This window comes from Comamonas suwonensis (assembly GCF_012844455.2).
Lineage (GTDB): Bacteria > Pseudomonadota > Gammaproteobacteria > Burkholderiales > Burkholderiaceae_C > Comamonas > Comamonas suwonensis.
Map to the genome: position 1 here is coordinate 221,105 of NZ_JABBCQ020000007.1, position 14,672 is coordinate 235,776.

Genomic DNA, 14,672 nt, shown 5'->3' on the forward strand with positions numbered 1-14,672 from the left:
ACTTAGTGTTGGTGGGCGCTTTGCGTCAGCTTGTCTGTCAGCGCAATGGCCAGTGCACTGAGCAGGAAGACCACGTGGATGATGGTCTGCCACATCAGCACCTGCACCTCGTAGCTGCCCGCGTTGATGAAGCTCTTGAGCAGGTGGATGGAGCTGATGCCGATGATGGACAGCGCCAGCTTGACCTTGAGCACCGAGGCGTTCACATGGCTCAGCCACTCGGGTTGGTCGGGGTGAGACTCAAGGCCCATGCGGCTGACAAAGGTTTCGTAGCCACCCACGATGACCATGATCAGCAGGTTGGAGATCATCACCACGTCGATCAGCGCCAGCACCACGAGCATGATGATGGTCTCGTTGAGATGGGTGATCTGTACATCGCTCTTATAGCCAATGTTGGTGATCAGGGCCTGCAGGGCTTCTTTGTTGCCGAAGACGGCCTCGACCAGATGCCATAGCTCCAGCAGAAAGTGCCAGACATAGACGCCCTGCGCTGCAATCAGCCCCAGATAGAGGGGCAGCTGCAGCCAGCGGCTGGCAAAGATCAGGGAGGGCAGGGGCCGCAGCGCAGCCGGAGCTTGATAGCTCGCCTTAGGCGATTTGGAGGATGAGGTGCCTGCTTCGTCGGAGTGGATGCGGCTCATGATGTGTGTGCGGGTCCGGCCTGTGAGGCCGTTGAAGGAGGAGGGCGATGGGGCGCGCCACCTTGAAAGACTGGTTTTGATGGGGCCGCGTCCCGGACTGGCTGTGCCGATGAGGTCATGCAGCGCCTTGCGCGGACCCCGCTGGCAGCAGGTGCGCGATTCTAAGGGTTTGTTCTGAGGTGTTTTGACAAAATTGCAAGCAAATCAAGACTGTATGTGCACTTGCTGCTGCAAAAATGGGAGTGAATCGCGGCTTTGCTGGCGCAGAAAATCTGGATGCTCATTTCAGTCAGTGGCATGTAAGACCGAGCCTTGACAGTACACCCACAATAATTTCATTGCTTATGCATCAGGAGACAAAACGATGAGCACAGCGACATCACCCATCGAATCCGTACTGGTGGAGAACCGCGTATTTCCGCCCCCTGCGGACTTTGCTGCCAAGGCCCGTATCTCGGGCATGGCCCAGTACCAGGCCCTGTGCGATGAGGCCGAGCGTGACTACGAGGGTTACTGGGCGCGACTGGCCCGCGAGAACGTGCAATGGACCAAGCCTTTCACGCAGGTGCTCGACCAGAGCAACCCGCCGTTCTATAAATGGTTTGCCGACGGTGAGCTGAACGCCAGCGCCAACTGTCTGGACAAGCACATGGGTACGCCCGTGGAGAACAAGACGGCCATCATCTTTGAAGCCGATGGCGGCGAAGTCACCAAGGTCACTTACAAAGAGTTGCTGGCCCGCGTCAGCCAGTTCGCCAACGCCCTCAAGGCGCGCGGCGTGCAAAAGGGTGATCGCGTGCTGATCTACATGCCCATGACCATTGAGGGCGTGGTGGCTATGCAGGCCTGCGCGCGCATTGGCGCCACGCATTCGGTGGTGTTTGGCGGCTTCTCGGCTAAAGCCGTGCAGGAGCGCATTGTGGACGTGGGCGCCACAGCCGTCATCACCGCCAACTACCAGATGCGCGGCGGTAAGGAGCTGCCGCTCAAAGCCATCGTGGATGACGCCATTGCGCTGGGCAGCTGCGAAGCCATCAAGACCATCTTCGTTTACGAGCGCACCGCCACGGCCTGCAATATGGTCGAAGGCCGTGATCTGAGCTTTGCCCAGGCGCTGGCCGGGCAGGCCACCGAATGCGAGGCGGTGCCTGTCAATGCCGAGCACCCTTTGTTCATCCTCTACACCAGCGGCTCCACCGGCAAGCCCAAGGGCGTGCAGCATGCCACCGGCGGCTATGTGCTGTGGGCCAAACAGACGTTTGAGTGGACGTTCGATGCCAAGGACAGCGATGTCTTCTGGTGCACTGCTGACATCGGCTGGATCACCGGTCACAGCTACGTGGCCTACGGCCCGCTGGCCGCAGGTGCGACGCAGATTGTGTTTGAAGGCGTGCCCACCTTCCCCAATGCGGGCCGCTTCTGGCAGATGATTGAGCGCCACAAATGCTCCATCTTCTACACCGCGCCCACGGCCATTCGCTCGCTGATCAAGGCTGCCGAGTCCGATGAGAGCGTGCATCCCAAGAACTGGGATCTGAGCAGCCTGCGCCTGCTGGGTTCGGTGGGTGAGCCCATCAATCCTGAAGCCTGGATGTGGTACTACAAGAACATCGGCAAGGAGAAATGCCCCATCGTGGACACCTTCTGGCAGACCGAAAACGGCGGTCACATGATCACGCCGCTGCCCGGTGCCACGCCGCTGGTGCCCGGCTCCTGCACCCTGCCCTTGCCTGGCATCGCGGCGGCCATTGTGGATGAGGCCGGCAACGAAATCCCCAATGGCTCGGGCGGCATTCTGGTGGTGAAAAAGCCCTGGCCGTCGATGATTCGCAATATTTGGGGGGACCCCGAACGCTTCAAGAAGAGCTACTTCCCTGAAGAACTCAAGGGCTATTACCTCGCCGGCGATGGTGCGGTGCGCAGCGAAGACCGTGGCTACTTCCGCATCACCGGCCGTATTGATGACGTGCTCAATGTCTCGGGTCACCGCATGGGCACTATGGAAATTGAGTCAGCATTGGTCGCCAAGACCGACCTGGTGGCTGAGGCGGCCGTGGTGGGCCGCCCCGACGATCTGACCGGTGAAGCCATCTGCGCCTTTGTGGTGCTCAAGCGCGGCAAACCCACGGGCGAAGAGGCCAAGCAGATTGCTGCCGAGCTGCGCAACTGGGTGGCCAAGGAGATCGGCCCCATCGCCAAGCCCAAGGACATTCGCTTTGGCGACAACCTGCCCAAGACTCGCAGCGGCAAGATCATGCGCCGCCTGCTGCGTTCGCTGGCCAAGGGTGAGGCGATTACGCAGGACACGAGTACTTTGGAGAACCCCGCCATCCTGGATCAGCTGTCCGAGGTCAATTGATCTGACTGCCCGATAATGACAAAGCCGCTGCTCACAGCGGCTTTGTCATTTCTGGCTCCGGCTGACTTGGCAGCGTGTGTTCTTGGGTTAAAACAAGGCATCTCAGAGACAAGGAGAAGATCATGAACTTTCGCACCATTTGCATCGCCATCATCGTGGCGCTGATCGCCGTGCTGGCGGCCTTTAACTGGACGGCACTTTCAGCCCCTAGCGCGGTATCGCTGGGCGTGACGACGATTGAGGCCCCGCTGGGCTTGCTGATGCTGGCGCTGACCATCCTGCTCAGCGTTTTTTTCATCGCCTATGTGCTGTGGATGCAGGGCTCGGTGCTGATGGAAGCGCGTCGCCACGCCAAGGAAATGCAGAGCCAGCGCGATCTGGCGGACAAGGCCGAGGCATCGCGCTTTACCGAGCTGCGCGGTGTGCTGGAAGCGCTGCATGCCAAGGATAAAGAGGCGTTGATGGCTCGCCTGGATGTGCTGGAAGCCCATCTGGTGCAGCGCGCTCAGGAGTCGGACAACAGCACGGCGGCTTATGTGGGGCAGCTGGAGCAGCAACTGCAAAATATCAACCGCCTTTGATTCAAGATTGATAGCTGATGTCGCTTGATTAGCAAGCGCTAGAGGCTAAAAAGGCATAAAAAAAGCCGCTGCAGTGCAGCGGCTTTTTTGTGGGGCGACCTGAATTACTTCTTGTCGTTGCCCAGCTGGGGCAGGGCGCTTGCGCTGCTCACGCTCAGCAGGCCGGCCTGCGAGTAGATGGCCAGCTTGGCGCGGGTGTCGATCAGGTCCAGGTTGCGCATGGTCAGCTGACCGATACGGTCGATGGGGCTGAAAGGCGCGTCTTCGACCTTTTCCATGGACAGACGCTCGGGAGCGTAAGTCAGGTTGGGCGACTCGGTGTTCAGGATGGAGTAGTCGTTGCCGCGGCGCAGTTCCAGCGTCACGGTGCCGGTCACGGCGCGGGCCACCCAGCGCTGCGAGGATTCGCGCAGCATGATGGCTTGTGGGTCAAACCAGCGGCCTTGGTACAGCAGACGGCCCAGACGCAGGCCGTTGATGCGGTACTGCTCAATGGTGTCTTCGTTGTGGATGCCGGTCACCAGACGTTCGTAGGCAATGTGCAGCAGGGCCATGCCCGGGGCTTCGTAGATGCCGCGGCTCTTGGCTTCGATGATGCGGTTTTCGATCTGGTCGCTCATGCCCAGACCGTGGCGGCCACCGATGCGGTTCAATTCGAGGAAGACTTCGACAGCGTCGGTGTATTCCTTGCCGTTGATGGCCACGGGGCGGCCTTCGTCGAACGTGATGGAGACTTCTTCCGCCTTGACTTCGACTTCAGGCTTCCAGAAAGCCACGCCCATGATGGGGTTCACGATGCGGATGCCGGAGTTCAGGAATTCCAGATCCTTGGCTTCGTGGGTTGCGCCCAGCATGTTGGAGTCGGTGGAGTAGGCCTTTTCAGCCGACATCTTGTAGCCGAAACCTTCTTGGGTCATGAAGGCCGACATTTCAGCGCGGCCGCCCAGCTCATCGATGAAGGTGCTGTCCAGCCAGGGCTTGTAGATCTTCAGATCTGGGTTTGTGAGCAGACCGTAGCGGTAGAAACGCTCAATGTCGTTGCCCTTGAAGGTCGAGCCATCACCCCAGATGTTGACGTCGTCTTCCTTCATGGCGGCCACCAGCATGGTGCCGGTCACAGCACGGCCCAGGGGGGTTGTGTTGAAGTAGGTGATGCCACCGGTGGAGATGTGGAAGGCACCGGACTGAATGGCGGCAATGCCTTCGTTGGCCAGCTGAGGGCGGCAGTCGATCAGGCGGGCCTTTTCAGCGCCGTATTCCATCGCCTTGCGAGGGATTTCGTCGTAATCGGCTTCGTCGGGCTGGCCCAGGTTGGCGGTGTAAGCGTAGGGCACAGCGCCCTTGTTCTTCATCCAGCGCAGAGCGGCGGAGGTGTCCAGACCGCCGGAGAAGGCGATGCCGACCTTCTGGCCGACGGGAACATTTTGCAGAATGGTTTCCATGAGATTTCTCTTCAAAGTGATAGCTGCAAGCGCTTGATGAATAAGCGTTTGGGGCTGAAAAGGCTTGAAATTTCTATGCCTGTATCAGGCACTGCTCCAACGCGGGTTAAGCGTAATGGCAGATGTAGTGATAGGCCTCGGTCACGCGAATGTCGAACTTGGAATTCGCGGGGATATGGAAGCTTTCACCTGCTTCAGACTTCTTCCACTCATCGCTGCCGTCGAGCTTGTACTCGCAGGCGCCGCCCACGCATTCCATGATTTCTGCGGCAGCGGTGCCAAAAGTCAAGGTCGCGGGCAGAACCACGCCGACCGACTTCTTGGTGCCGTCAGCCAGAGTGAAGCTGTGGCTGACGCACTTGCCGTCAAAGTAAACATTGGCCTTGGTGGTGAGGCTGACGTGGTCGATGGATGCAGTGGTCATGGAAGAAGTACGCTGAGCGTGGTCGAAGGTCAAAACCTCTGATTTTAGGCCACGAGATTTGTACCTGTGGGAATGCTTGGCAAAGGCAGGAAAAACAAGAGCCCCGTAGTGGGGCTCTTGCTCAGTTGATGGCGACCGATTGGGCGCAGATCAGCGGCGCCAGCCGTGACCACCTCCATGGCCATGGTTGGGGCGGTAACCACCGCCGTAACCCCGGTAATAGTGATTGGGGCGCGTGGCGTAGTAGGCTCCGGCACCGATGACCGCACCCAGCAACAGGGGGCCGACATAGTCCGGTGCTGAATAGGTGGAGCCCGTCGAATACGTGGGCGCTACCGGCTGAGTTGCGTAATAACCGTTTGGGTAATCGCTGGGATAGCCCGCCTGGTAGTTGCCCTGACTGTTTTGTGGGTAGCTGGTCGAGTAAGCACCTTGCACCGGCACCTGATTGCTGTAGTAGCCGTTGTTGCCGTAAGTGCTGTTGTTGGCGGCAGGCTGCACATTCAGTGCGATCCACTTGCCGGGCAGATCGGTTGTCTGTGTGGTGTAGCTGCGACCGTTGTACTCATAGGTTACGTTGTAGCCTATGGTGCGGTTTTGGTAGAAGGTCTGCGTGCTGCACTGGCGCACAGTCTGGTACTGGGCTGGGCCAGTGGCTTCGACCTGATTGCCCAGCATGGCGCCGCCAATCAGGCCCGCACCTGTGGCTGCGGCGCGCCCGCCGCCGCCGCCAATGGCATTGCCCAGCAGACCGCCTGCAATGGCTCCAACCACCGCGCCCGCGCCGCTTGGACGGGGGGCGACCGCTACTTGCTGGTCGTTGCACACTTGCTGAGGCACGGCAACTTGCTGCGTGATAGGGGTGGAAGACAGCACGCGGCCTTGCTCCTGTGCAAATGCACCGGTCGCTGCTGCGGCTGTGAAAGTCAAAACTGCCAGAGTTTTCATGAACATCTCTCCTGTCTCTGAAGCTATAACGCGCCAGATCACGAAAAAGTTTATGGGATCTGCGTGAATTCGATAACTCTGCAGGGTAAAACTAGGTAAAGCAATGTGTGAATGTGAGTATTTGCTTATTGCCTGATGAAGGTCTGCCATTCATCAGCCTTGAATCCGATCGTGATTTTCCCGTCAGCCCATTCCACCACGGGGCGTTTGATCGTACTGGCATGTTCCTGCATTACGGCGGCTGCGCTGACGGCATCGACTGCGCTGGCTTTGGTGTCTTCATCGAGCTTGCGCCAGGTAGTGCCCTGGCGGTTGAGCAGTTTTTCCCAGCCCACGGCCTGCATCCAGTCGGGCAGGCGCTCGGCGGGAACGCCTTGTTTTTTGAAATCGTGAAACTGGTAAGTGATGCCTTGCTCACTCAGCCAGGTGCGAGCCTTCTTGACGGTATCGCAGTTAGGGATGCCATAGACGGTGGTGATCTTGCTCATGCGGTGTCAGTTTCAGTGAAACGGTTGGAGTTGGATGTAACGTATTTGCCATGTGCCAGAGCTCATAGGGCCTCTGGCTGTCGGCGACAATAGCGCCCAGTATGCACACCACATTTCCCACCTTGGATGCATGGCTTGCTTATTGCGAGCGCCTGCATCCCCAGAACATTGCCCTGGGTCTGGATCGCGTGCGTGAAGTCGCACAGCGCATGGGCCTGAAATTCGATTGCCCGGTCATCACCGTGGCTGGCACCAATGGCAAGGGCTCAACTTGCGCCATGCTCGAAGCCGTGGCCCTACAGTCCGGCTACCGCCCTGGTGTCTACACCTCTCCCCATCTGGTTCACTTTGAAGAGCGTTGCCGTATTGGCGGCGAAATCGTCAAAGCCGATGAGTTGCTGCCTCACTTTGAGGCAGTAGAGCAGGCCAGAGTGAAGGGTGGCGAGGAGGTTGCGCTCACTTACTTTGAGTTCACTACCTTGGTCATCATGCATTTGATGAGCCAGTCCAAGCTGGATGTAGCGATTCTGGAAGTCGGTCTGGGCGGTCGTCTTGATGCCACCAATATCGTGGATGCCGACTGCGCCATCATCACCAGCATCGACCTCGACCACATGGACCTGCTGGGTCCGGACCGTGAAAGCATTGGGCGCGAGAAGGCGGGCATCATGCGCGCCGGTCGCCCTGTCATCGTCAGCGACCCTGTGCCTCCGCAAAGCGTGATTGACCACGCTGCTGAAATCGGTGCCGAGCTCTGGCGTTTTGGCAAAGACTTCAATTACGACGGTGACAAGCAGCAATGGGGCTGGGCTGGTCGCACCCGCCGCTATGCGGGTCTGGCTTACCCGGCGCTGCGCGGTGCCAATCAGCTGATGAACGCCTCAGGCGTGTTGGCAGCTTATGAAGCCATTCGCAGCAAGCTGCCCGTGACCGCGCAGGCCGTGCGCACCGGTCTGTCCATGGTGGAGCTGCCCGGTCGCTTCCAGATTATTCCGGGTCAGCCCACGCTGGTGCTGGATGTTGCGCACAACCCGCACTCGGTGGCGGCGCTGACGGCTAATCTGGATGCCATGGGCTACTTTCCGACCACCCATGTCGTGTTCGGTGCCATGGCTGACAAGGATTGGGAGCCCATGCTCACCAAGGTGGGGCCACTGATTGATCGCTGGTACTTCACCGATCTGCCAACGCCGCGTGCAGACTCCGCTGAAGGACTCAAGGCCAAGCTGATGCAGCTGCAGGCCAAGGGTGTGATTCGCAAAGATGTGAGCATGCAAACCTTTTCCAATCCTCAGCAGGCACTGGATGCCGCTGTAGAGGCAAGCGATGCCGCTGATAGAATCGTGGTCTTTGGATCGTTCTTCACCGTAGGCGGAGTGCTGCAGCACGGCACACCTCGTCTGAACGCCAAACACTTGGCTCACTGAGCCTGCGGTCAATCGCCTGGGCTTTATGTCCAGCGGTTGACCTCAACCTGTCCAAATTCATGGCACTTTTCAATTTCCGTTGGACTGGCAAAAAAGATGATGCCGAGTCTGTGGCTGGAGCCAAGCGGCCCAGCCGCCTGGCCCAAGGCGAAAGCGTGGATGACATGCGCCGTCGCGCGCGTCATCGCCTTATCGGTGCTGCTGCGCTGGTGCTGATTGGTGTGGTGGGCTTCCCATTGCTGTTTGATACGCAGCCGCGCCCCATCCCTGTGAATATTCCCATTGAAATTCCTGATCAGGCGAATTCGGCCCCAGAGGTGGTGCCCGGTAATTCGTCTGGTCGCGTTGCCGCCAATGCGTCTTTGGATGATGGCGAGGAAGTTCTGGCTCCATCAAGAGCGGCTGCGCCGGCTCCCTCTGTTGCGTCCGTACCCGTGACTGGCGCCGTTGCAGCAGCGGCGGCTGTTGGAGGGGCTGCAGTTGTTGCTTCTCAGGCCAAGCCTGAACCTAAGCCGCAGCCCAAGCCCGAGCGCAAACCCGAGCCGAAGCCAGAGCCGAAACCTGAACCCAAGCCAGAAAAGCCCAAGGCGGAAGTTAAAAAGCCGGAGTCCGAGGCCAAGAAGCCTGAGCCCAAACCTGAATCCAAGCCTGAGCCAAAGCACAAGCCTGAAAAGGTCGATGAAGCTGCCCGTGCCCGCGCTTTGCTGGAAGGCCGCTCCACACGAGACACAGCTGTAGCCAAGGATAACGCTGCTGGCAATGAGCGCTTTATCGTGCAGATTGGCGCTTTTGCTGAAGTTAGCAAGGCCAATGAGATCAAGGGCAAGCTCGGTAGTGGCGCTTTTACCCAGTCAGTAGATACCAAGGACGGCATGCGCACACGTGTACGCATGGGGCCTTTCAAGAGTCGTGAAGAGGCGGATAAAGCCGCAGCCAGAGCCAAGGGACTGGGCTTTCCAGCGTCGGTGTTTAAGGGATGATTTGAGTTTTTGCGCGCCGTTTTTGACTGATGACCACGCTGGACTGGATTTTTATCGCCGTATTGCTGGGCTCCATGCTGTTGGGTGCCTGGCGTGGCCTGGTCTATGAAGTCCTGTCCTTGCTGGGCTGGGTGGTCGCTTTCATGGTGGCGCGTACCTGGGCGCAAGAAGTTGCAGTTTGGTTGCCGCTGGACGGTTGGGATATGCAGCTGCGCTACGCGGCAGGCTTTGTCTTGTTGCTGGTGGGGGCCATGTTTGCCTGGGGTGTCATCTCCTGGCTGTCCAAGCAATTGATCGAGGCCGTGGGGCTGAGGCCCGTAGACCGTACTCTGGGTGCCTTGTTTGGTGTCTTGCGTGGTGGCGTGCTACTGCTGGTGCTGGCACTGGTCATTCAGTACACCCCGCTGCACAAGGCGCAGTGGTGGCTGGACTCAGCGTTGTCCCCCTGGCTGTCTGCGGCGCTGGGCTGGGTTTTACCAACCTTGCCGCCTGAGTGGGGGCAGTATCTGCCTGGAGTGGCTTCTTGAAGAAGAGTTTTTTGTCGCAATTTACGTGAGTGAAGAGTGGCTAAAGTGTTTGCTGTAAAACGCAGTGAGCGCTGACGTTGATTTGGCTTTGGCGCGATCCGCCATGCCGGATTTCAAAGCGCAGGCTAGCCAATGGGTGGCGAAGCAGGCGAGTGTGGCGAAGAGCAATCTTCGCGAACAGATGGAACGCAACTATGTGTGGAATCGTTGGTGTGGTGAGCACCGCACCCGTGAATCAGCTGATTTATGACGCCTTGCTGCTGCTGCAGCACCGCGGGCAAGATGCAGCCGGCATCGTGACCCAGCAAGAACGCAAGTTCTTCATGCACAAGGCCAAGGGCATGGTGAAGGACGTGTTCCGCACCCGCAATATGCGCGCTCTGCCCGGTGATGTGGGTCTGGGTCAGGTGCGTTACCCCACGGCGGGCAATGCATCCAGCGAAGAGGAGGCTCAGCCCTTCTACGTGAATGCGCCCTTCGGTATTGTCATGGTGCACAACGGCAATCTCACCAATGCCAAGCAACTGCGCCGTGAACTGGCCGATAACGACCACCGTCACACCAACACCGAGAGCGACTCTGAAGTGCTGCTCAATGTGCTGGCGCACGAAATTGGTCGCGCATCCAGCGGTGCTCCGCTGGAAAGCAAAGATATTTTTGAAGCGGTGCGTGCGGTGCACAAGCGCATCAAGGGTTCGTACTCCGTGATCGCTCTGATCGCTGGTTACGGCCTGCTGGCTTTCCGTGACCCCTTCGGTATTCGCCCTCTGTGCATGGGTCGCGGTGCGGATGGCTCCATCATGCTGGCCAGCGAATCCGTCGCACTGGAAGGCACTTCGCAAGTGTTCGAACGCGACATCGCCCCCGGTGAAGCAATTTTTGTGCACAACGATGGTCGTGTTGAAAGTCAGCAATGCTCTGAAAAGAGTCAGCTGAACCCTTGCGTGTTCGAGTATGTGTACCTGGCGCGCCCAGACTCCACCATGGATGGCATCTCGGTTTACCAGGCCCGCCTGAACATGGGTGAGACCTTGGCCAAGCGTGTGGTCTCGATGGTTCCGCCCAATGAAATCGATGCAGTGATTCCTATCCCTGAGTCGAGCCGCCCCAGTGCGATGCAGCTGGCGCAGTTGCTGGGCAAGCCTTACCGCGAAGGTTTTGTGAAGAACCGCTACGTGGGTCGTACCTTCATCATGCCGGGCCAGGGGGCGCGCAAAAAGTCGGTGCGCCAGAAGCTCAATGCCATTGGTAGCGAGTTCAAGGGCCGCAACGTGCTGCTGGTGGATGACTCCATTGTGCGTGGCACGACCTCCAAGGAAATCGTGCAGATGGCACGCGATGCGGGCGCCAACAAGGTGTATCTGGCATCGGCTGCGCCACCCGTGCGTCACCCCAATGTGTACGGCATCGACATGCCTACGCGTTCCGAGCTGGTGGCCCATGGCCGCTCCGTCGAAGAAATTCGCCAAGTCATTGGCTGCGACGCACTGATTTATCAGGACGTGGACGCCATGAAGCAGGCCGTGGGCAAGATCAATGCTCAGGTTGACGGCTTTGAGGCATCTTGCTTTGACGGCATCTACATCACCGGCGATATCTCCGATGAAGAGGTGACGGCATTGAATGAAGGCCGTAACCGTGGCAGCGAAGAGGAAAGTGAAGACACTTCGCGCCTGTCTCTGCCCAATGCGCAAGACAATTGAGCGTGCAATTGCAGAAACAGTGCGCTGAATGACTGAATGAAATGGGTTGCTTAGGCAACCCTTTTCATTCAGGAGGACAATATCGTTGCCATGCGCTTGGCCTGCTCTTGTAAAGTGAGCGTGCTGCGCCTGTCAATAAAGGGCTTGAGTGCAATTTGACTCAAAACTGAAGGCCTGCGCAAGGCGTATTCAAAGACCGGCCTGGCAAGTGCCGCTGGTCAATCTGGTTGAGTAAAACGCTTGGAGGTGATTGACTCCCGCAGCGGTGCTCGTGACCAGTACCAACCATCTGGATTTGACGACTGTGACCAACAAGACATTACCTGAAGGTTTGCATCCTGAAACTTTGGCCGTGCGTGAAGCGGTTGAGCGCAGCCAGTGGGGCGAGCATTGCGAAGCCCTGTACATGACCAGTAGCTTTGTGCAGCCCGACGCAGCGACCGCCGCACGCCGCTTTGCCAACGAAGAGCCCGGTTTTACCTATAGCCGCACCGGCAACCCCACCGTCACCAGCTTTGAAAAGCGACTGGCGGCCATGGAAGGCACGGAGTGCGCGGTTGCCACATCCACTGGCATGTCGGCCATTCTGCTGGTGGCGTTGACGGCGCTCAAGTCGGGCGATCATGTGATCTGCTCGCAATCCATGTTCGGCTCCACCATCAAGCTGCTGGGCACGGAAATGGCACGCTTCGGTGTGGAAACCACCTTTGTATCGCAAACCGATATCGAAGCCTGGAAAGCTGCTGTGAAACCCAACACTCGCATGCTGTTTGCCGAGACGCCCACCAATCCGCTGACCGACCTGTGCGACATTGCTGCGCTGGCCGAAGTGGCTCACGCCAATGGCGCCTTGCTGGCGGTGGACAACAGCTTTGCCACGCCTGTGCTGCAGCAGCCCGTAAAGTTTGGTGCAGACATCATCGTGCATTCGGGCACCAAGTTCCTGGATGGTCAAGGCCGTGTCATGGCCGGTGCAGTCTGCGGCACCATCGCACTGGTGGACAAGGTCATGGGTACTTTCTTGCGCAGCGGCGGTCTGAATATCGCCCCGTACAACGCATGGACGGTGATGAAGGGGTTGGAGACGCTGGCCTTGCGCGTCAAGGCGCAAAGCGCTGCGGCACTGGAATTTGCGACCTGGCTGGAGAAGCACCCCAAGGTCGCCCGCATGTACTACCCCGGTCTCAAGAGTCATCCGCAGCATGAGCTGGCCATGCGCCAGCAAAACGGTATGGGCGGCGCGGTGTTTGCCTTTGATGTGATTGGTGACAACGCCGAGCAGCTGCGTACCAACGCCTTCCATGTGGTGGACAGCACCCGTCTGTGCTCCATCACGGCCAATCTGGGTGATGTGAAGACCACCATCACTCACCCAGCCAGCACCTCGCATGGCCGTTTGACCGAAGCCCAGCGTCAGGCTGCGGGCGTGGGTCAGGGCTTGATTCGTATTTCCGTGGGCTTGGAACACCTTGATGACTTGAAGGCTGACCTTTCCCGTGGGCTAGACACTTTGAAGTGACCCCACCTGAGTCGCTTCGCGGCGAAGCGGCTCTTGCTCGGCATCTCTGGTTGATAGCATGCTCCATTCAGGTAAGGCGCTCTCGACATTTGATTTGCAGCACAAGGATTTTTTGACATGACTACTAACAAAATTCGCACTCGCTTTGCTCCATCGCCTACGGGCTTTATCCACTTGGGCAACATCCGCTCGGCTCTGTACCCCTGGGCCTTTGCTCGCGCCAATGGCGGCGAATTTGTGCTGCGTATTGAAGATACCGATCTGGAGCGCTCTACACAGGCTTCGGTGGATGTGATCATCGAAGGCATGGCGTGGCTCAAGCTTGACCATGACGAAGGTCCGTTCTACCAAATGCAGCGCATGGATCGCTACAAGGCAGTTCTGGCTACGTTGCAAGAAAAGGGCTATGTCTACCCCTGCTATATGAGCATGGAAGAGTTGGATGCCCTGCGTGAAAAGCAGATGGCCGCCAAGGAGAAGCCACGTTACGACGGTACATGGCGCCCAGAGCCCGGCAAGGTGCTGCCCGCGATTCCTGAAGGCGTGAAGCCTGTGCTGCGCTTCAAGACCCCTCAGTCTGGCGTTGTAGCCTGGGAAGACAAGTGCAAGGGCCGTATTGAATTCCAGAACACCGAGCTGGATGATCTGGTGATTGCGCGCCCTGATGGCACGCCTACCTATAACTTCTGCGTCTGCGTGGATGACATGGACATGAGCATTACCCACGTGATTCGTGGCGATGACCATGTGAACAACACGCCTCGCCAGATCCACATCTTTGAAGCTTTGGGCGCCGCTGTTCCCGTTTTTGCCCACCTGCCGACCGTGCTCAACGAGCAGGGTGAGAAGATGAGCAAGCGCAACGGTGCCAAGGCTGTGACCGCCTACCGTGATGAAGGCTATCTGGCTGATGCCATGGTGAACTATCTGGCCCGTCTGGGCTGGAGCCACGGCGATGATGAAATTTTCAGCCGTGCGCAATTCCTGGAGTGGTTCAACCTGGATCACCTAGGTCGCAGCGCTGGTCAGTTTGATGAAGCCAAGCTGCGCTGGGTGAATGCCCAGCACCTGAAGGCTATGGATGACGCTGAGCTGGCTCAGCTGGTCAAGCCTTTTGTCATCAAGGCTGGTGTGACTGAAAGCGTGATGGATGCGGATGATCGTCTGGTGCGCATTACCGCTTTGTTCAAGGATCGCTGCGAAACGCTGGTTGATCTGGCTAACTGGGCCAAGGTTTTCTATGTAGATGGCGTAGAGCGCAATGCAGAAGACTATGCAAAGCATGTGACAGAGGCAGCGAATCCTTTGCTCGATGCGTTTGTGTCTGTTATTGAAGGCGTGGAATGGAGCAAGGAGGCCATTGCGGCGGCCATCAAGGAAATGCTCAAAGCCCAGGGGGTGAAGATGCCTGTGCTGGCCATGCCTGTGCGTGTTTTGACCGTGGGAACGGCCCACACTCCATCGGTCGATGCAGTGCTGGAACTGCTCGGACGTGAAAAAGTTATCGCACGTTTAAAAAATCGCTAAAAACCTGTCTATAATTCGAGGCTCAGCACAACGCAACTAATTAAATGGTTGTGTTGTGAGGAGAAGGAATTTGGGGGGTATAGCTCAGCTGGGAGAGCGCTTG

Annotated in this window: 13 protein-coding genes; 8 read left to right on the top strand and 5 right to left on the bottom strand. The window is 58.2% G+C overall.

Annotated features, from left to right (window positions below; translation table 11 throughout):
* Positions 1 to 2: 2 nt before the first annotated feature.
* The gene (locus HF327_RS10265) at positions 3 to 644 is read right to left on the bottom strand and encodes a TIGR00645 family protein (RefSeq protein ID WP_198460457.1); all 642 of its coding nucleotides are present in this window, start codon (positions 642 to 644) and stop codon (positions 3 to 5) included.
* A gap of 364 nt (positions 645 to 1,008) precedes the next feature.
* Here HF327_RS10265 and acs point away from each other — a divergent pair, with 364 nt between their 5' ends.
* Positions 1,009 to 3,003: an acetate--CoA ligase gene (acs, locus tag HF327_RS10270; RefSeq protein ID WP_169108116.1), complete on the top strand. Its 1,995-nt coding sequence runs from the start codon at positions 1,009 to 1,011 to the stop codon at positions 3,001 to 3,003.
* A 122-nt stretch (positions 3,004 to 3,125) separates the two neighbouring features.
* On the top strand, positions 3,126 to 3,584 hold the full coding sequence (locus HF327_RS10275) for a LapA family protein (RefSeq protein WP_169108117.1): 459 nt from the start codon (positions 3,126 to 3,128) through the stop codon (positions 3,582 to 3,584).
* A gap of 104 nt (positions 3,585 to 3,688) precedes the next feature.
* Here the strand turns inward: HF327_RS10275 and argG are convergent, their stop codons facing one another.
* The 4 genes from argG to HF327_RS10295 form a co-directional block, all read right to left on the bottom strand.
* Positions 3,689 to 5,026: an argininosuccinate synthase gene (gene argG / locus HF327_RS10280; RefSeq protein WP_169108118.1), complete on the bottom strand. Its 1,338-nt coding sequence runs from the start codon at positions 5,024 to 5,026 to the stop codon at positions 3,689 to 3,691.
* A gap of 106 nt (positions 5,027 to 5,132) precedes the next feature.
* Positions 5,133 to 5,450 carry a pyrimidine/purine nucleoside phosphorylase gene (ppnP, locus tag HF327_RS10285; protein WP_169108119.1) on the bottom strand — a complete coding sequence of 106 codons (318 nt, stop codon included), beginning with the start codon at positions 5,448 to 5,450 and terminating at the stop codon, positions 5,133 to 5,135.
* Positions 5,451 to 5,600: 150 nt separating this feature from the next.
* Positions 5,601 to 6,398 carry a glycine zipper 2TM domain-containing protein gene (locus HF327_RS10290; protein WP_169108120.1) on the bottom strand — a complete coding sequence of 266 codons (798 nt, stop codon included), beginning with the start codon at positions 6,396 to 6,398 and terminating at the stop codon, positions 5,601 to 5,603.
* A gap of 125 nt (positions 6,399 to 6,523) precedes the next feature.
* A complete protein-coding gene (locus tag HF327_RS10295; protein WP_169108121.1) occupies positions 6,524 to 6,886 on the bottom strand; it encodes an ArsC family reductase in 363 nt (120 codons plus the stop codon).
* Positions 6,887 to 6,987: 101 nt separating this feature from the next.
* On the opposite strand from HF327_RS10295, the gene folC reads away from it, so the two are divergent.
* The 6 genes from folC (at position 6,988) to gltX (ending at position 14,569) form a co-directional block, all read left to right on the top strand.
* Positions 6,988 to 8,313: a bifunctional tetrahydrofolate synthase/dihydrofolate synthase gene (gene folC, locus HF327_RS10300; RefSeq protein ID WP_169108122.1), complete on the top strand. Its 1,326-nt coding sequence runs from the start codon at positions 6,988 to 6,990 to the stop codon at positions 8,311 to 8,313.
* Between the two features lie 59 nt (positions 8,314 to 8,372).
* Positions 8,373 to 9,293, top strand: a complete 921-nt coding sequence (locus HF327_RS10305) for an SPOR domain-containing protein (RefSeq protein ID WP_169108123.1) — start codon at positions 8,373 to 8,375, stop codon at positions 9,291 to 9,293.
* A 29-nt stretch (positions 9,294 to 9,322) separates the two neighbouring features.
* Positions 9,323 to 9,820 (top strand): CvpA family protein, encoded by a 498-nt coding sequence (locus HF327_RS10310; protein ID WP_169108124.1) that lies wholly within the window; start codon positions 9,323 to 9,325, stop codon positions 9,818 to 9,820.
* Positions 9,821 to 10,014: 194 nt separating this feature from the next.
* Positions 10,015 to 11,523, top strand: coding sequence for an amidophosphoribosyltransferase (purF, locus tag HF327_RS10315; RefSeq protein ID WP_169108125.1), 1,509 nt, complete (start codon positions 10,015 to 10,017; stop codon positions 11,521 to 11,523).
* 304 nt (positions 11,524 to 11,827) lie between these two features.
* Entirely contained in the window at positions 11,828 to 13,042 is a 1,215-nt protein-coding gene (locus tag HF327_RS10320) for an O-succinylhomoserine sulfhydrylase (protein ID WP_169108151.1), read from the top strand.
* Between the two features lie 117 nt (positions 13,043 to 13,159).
* The gene (gene gltX / locus HF327_RS10325) at positions 13,160 to 14,569 is read left to right on the top strand and encodes a glutamate--tRNA ligase (protein WP_169108126.1); all 1,410 of its coding nucleotides are present in this window, start codon (positions 13,160 to 13,162) and stop codon (positions 14,567 to 14,569) included.
* Positions 14,570 to 14,672 lie beyond the last annotated feature (103 nt).

Coding starts and splice junctions, on each gene's coding strand:
- HF327_RS10265 (WP_198460457.1), bottom strand. CDS start 644: ATGAGCCGCATCCACTCCGACGAAGCAGGCACCTCATCCTCCAAATCG.
- acs (WP_169108116.1), top strand. CDS start 1,009: ATGAGCACAGCGACATCACCCATCGAATCCGTACTGGTGGAGAACCGC.
- HF327_RS10275 (WP_169108117.1), top strand. CDS start 3,126: ATGAACTTTCGCACCATTTGCATCGCCATCATCGTGGCGCTGATCGCC.
- argG (WP_169108118.1), bottom strand. CDS start 5,026: ATGGAAACCATTCTGCAAAATGTTCCCGTCGGCCAGAAGGTCGGCATC.
- ppnP (WP_169108119.1), bottom strand. CDS start 5,450: ATGACCACTGCATCCATCGACCACGTCAGCCTCACCACCAAGGCCAAT.
- HF327_RS10290 (WP_169108120.1), bottom strand. CDS start 6,398: ATGAAAACTCTGGCAGTTTTGACTTTCACAGCCGCAGCAGCGACCGGT.
- HF327_RS10295 (WP_169108121.1), bottom strand. CDS start 6,886: ATGAGCAAGATCACCACCGTCTATGGCATCCCTAACTGCGATACCGTC.
- folC (WP_169108122.1), top strand. CDS start 6,988: ATGCACACCACATTTCCCACCTTGGATGCATGGCTTGCTTATTGCGAG.
- HF327_RS10305 (WP_169108123.1), top strand. CDS start 8,373: ATGGCACTTTTCAATTTCCGTTGGACTGGCAAAAAAGATGATGCCGAG.
- HF327_RS10310 (WP_169108124.1), top strand. CDS start 9,323: ATGACCACGCTGGACTGGATTTTTATCGCCGTATTGCTGGGCTCCATG.
- purF (WP_169108125.1), top strand. CDS start 10,015: ATGTGTGGAATCGTTGGTGTGGTGAGCACCGCACCCGTGAATCAGCTG.
- gltX (WP_169108126.1), top strand. CDS start 13,160: ATGACTACTAACAAAATTCGCACTCGCTTTGCTCCATCGCCTACGGGC.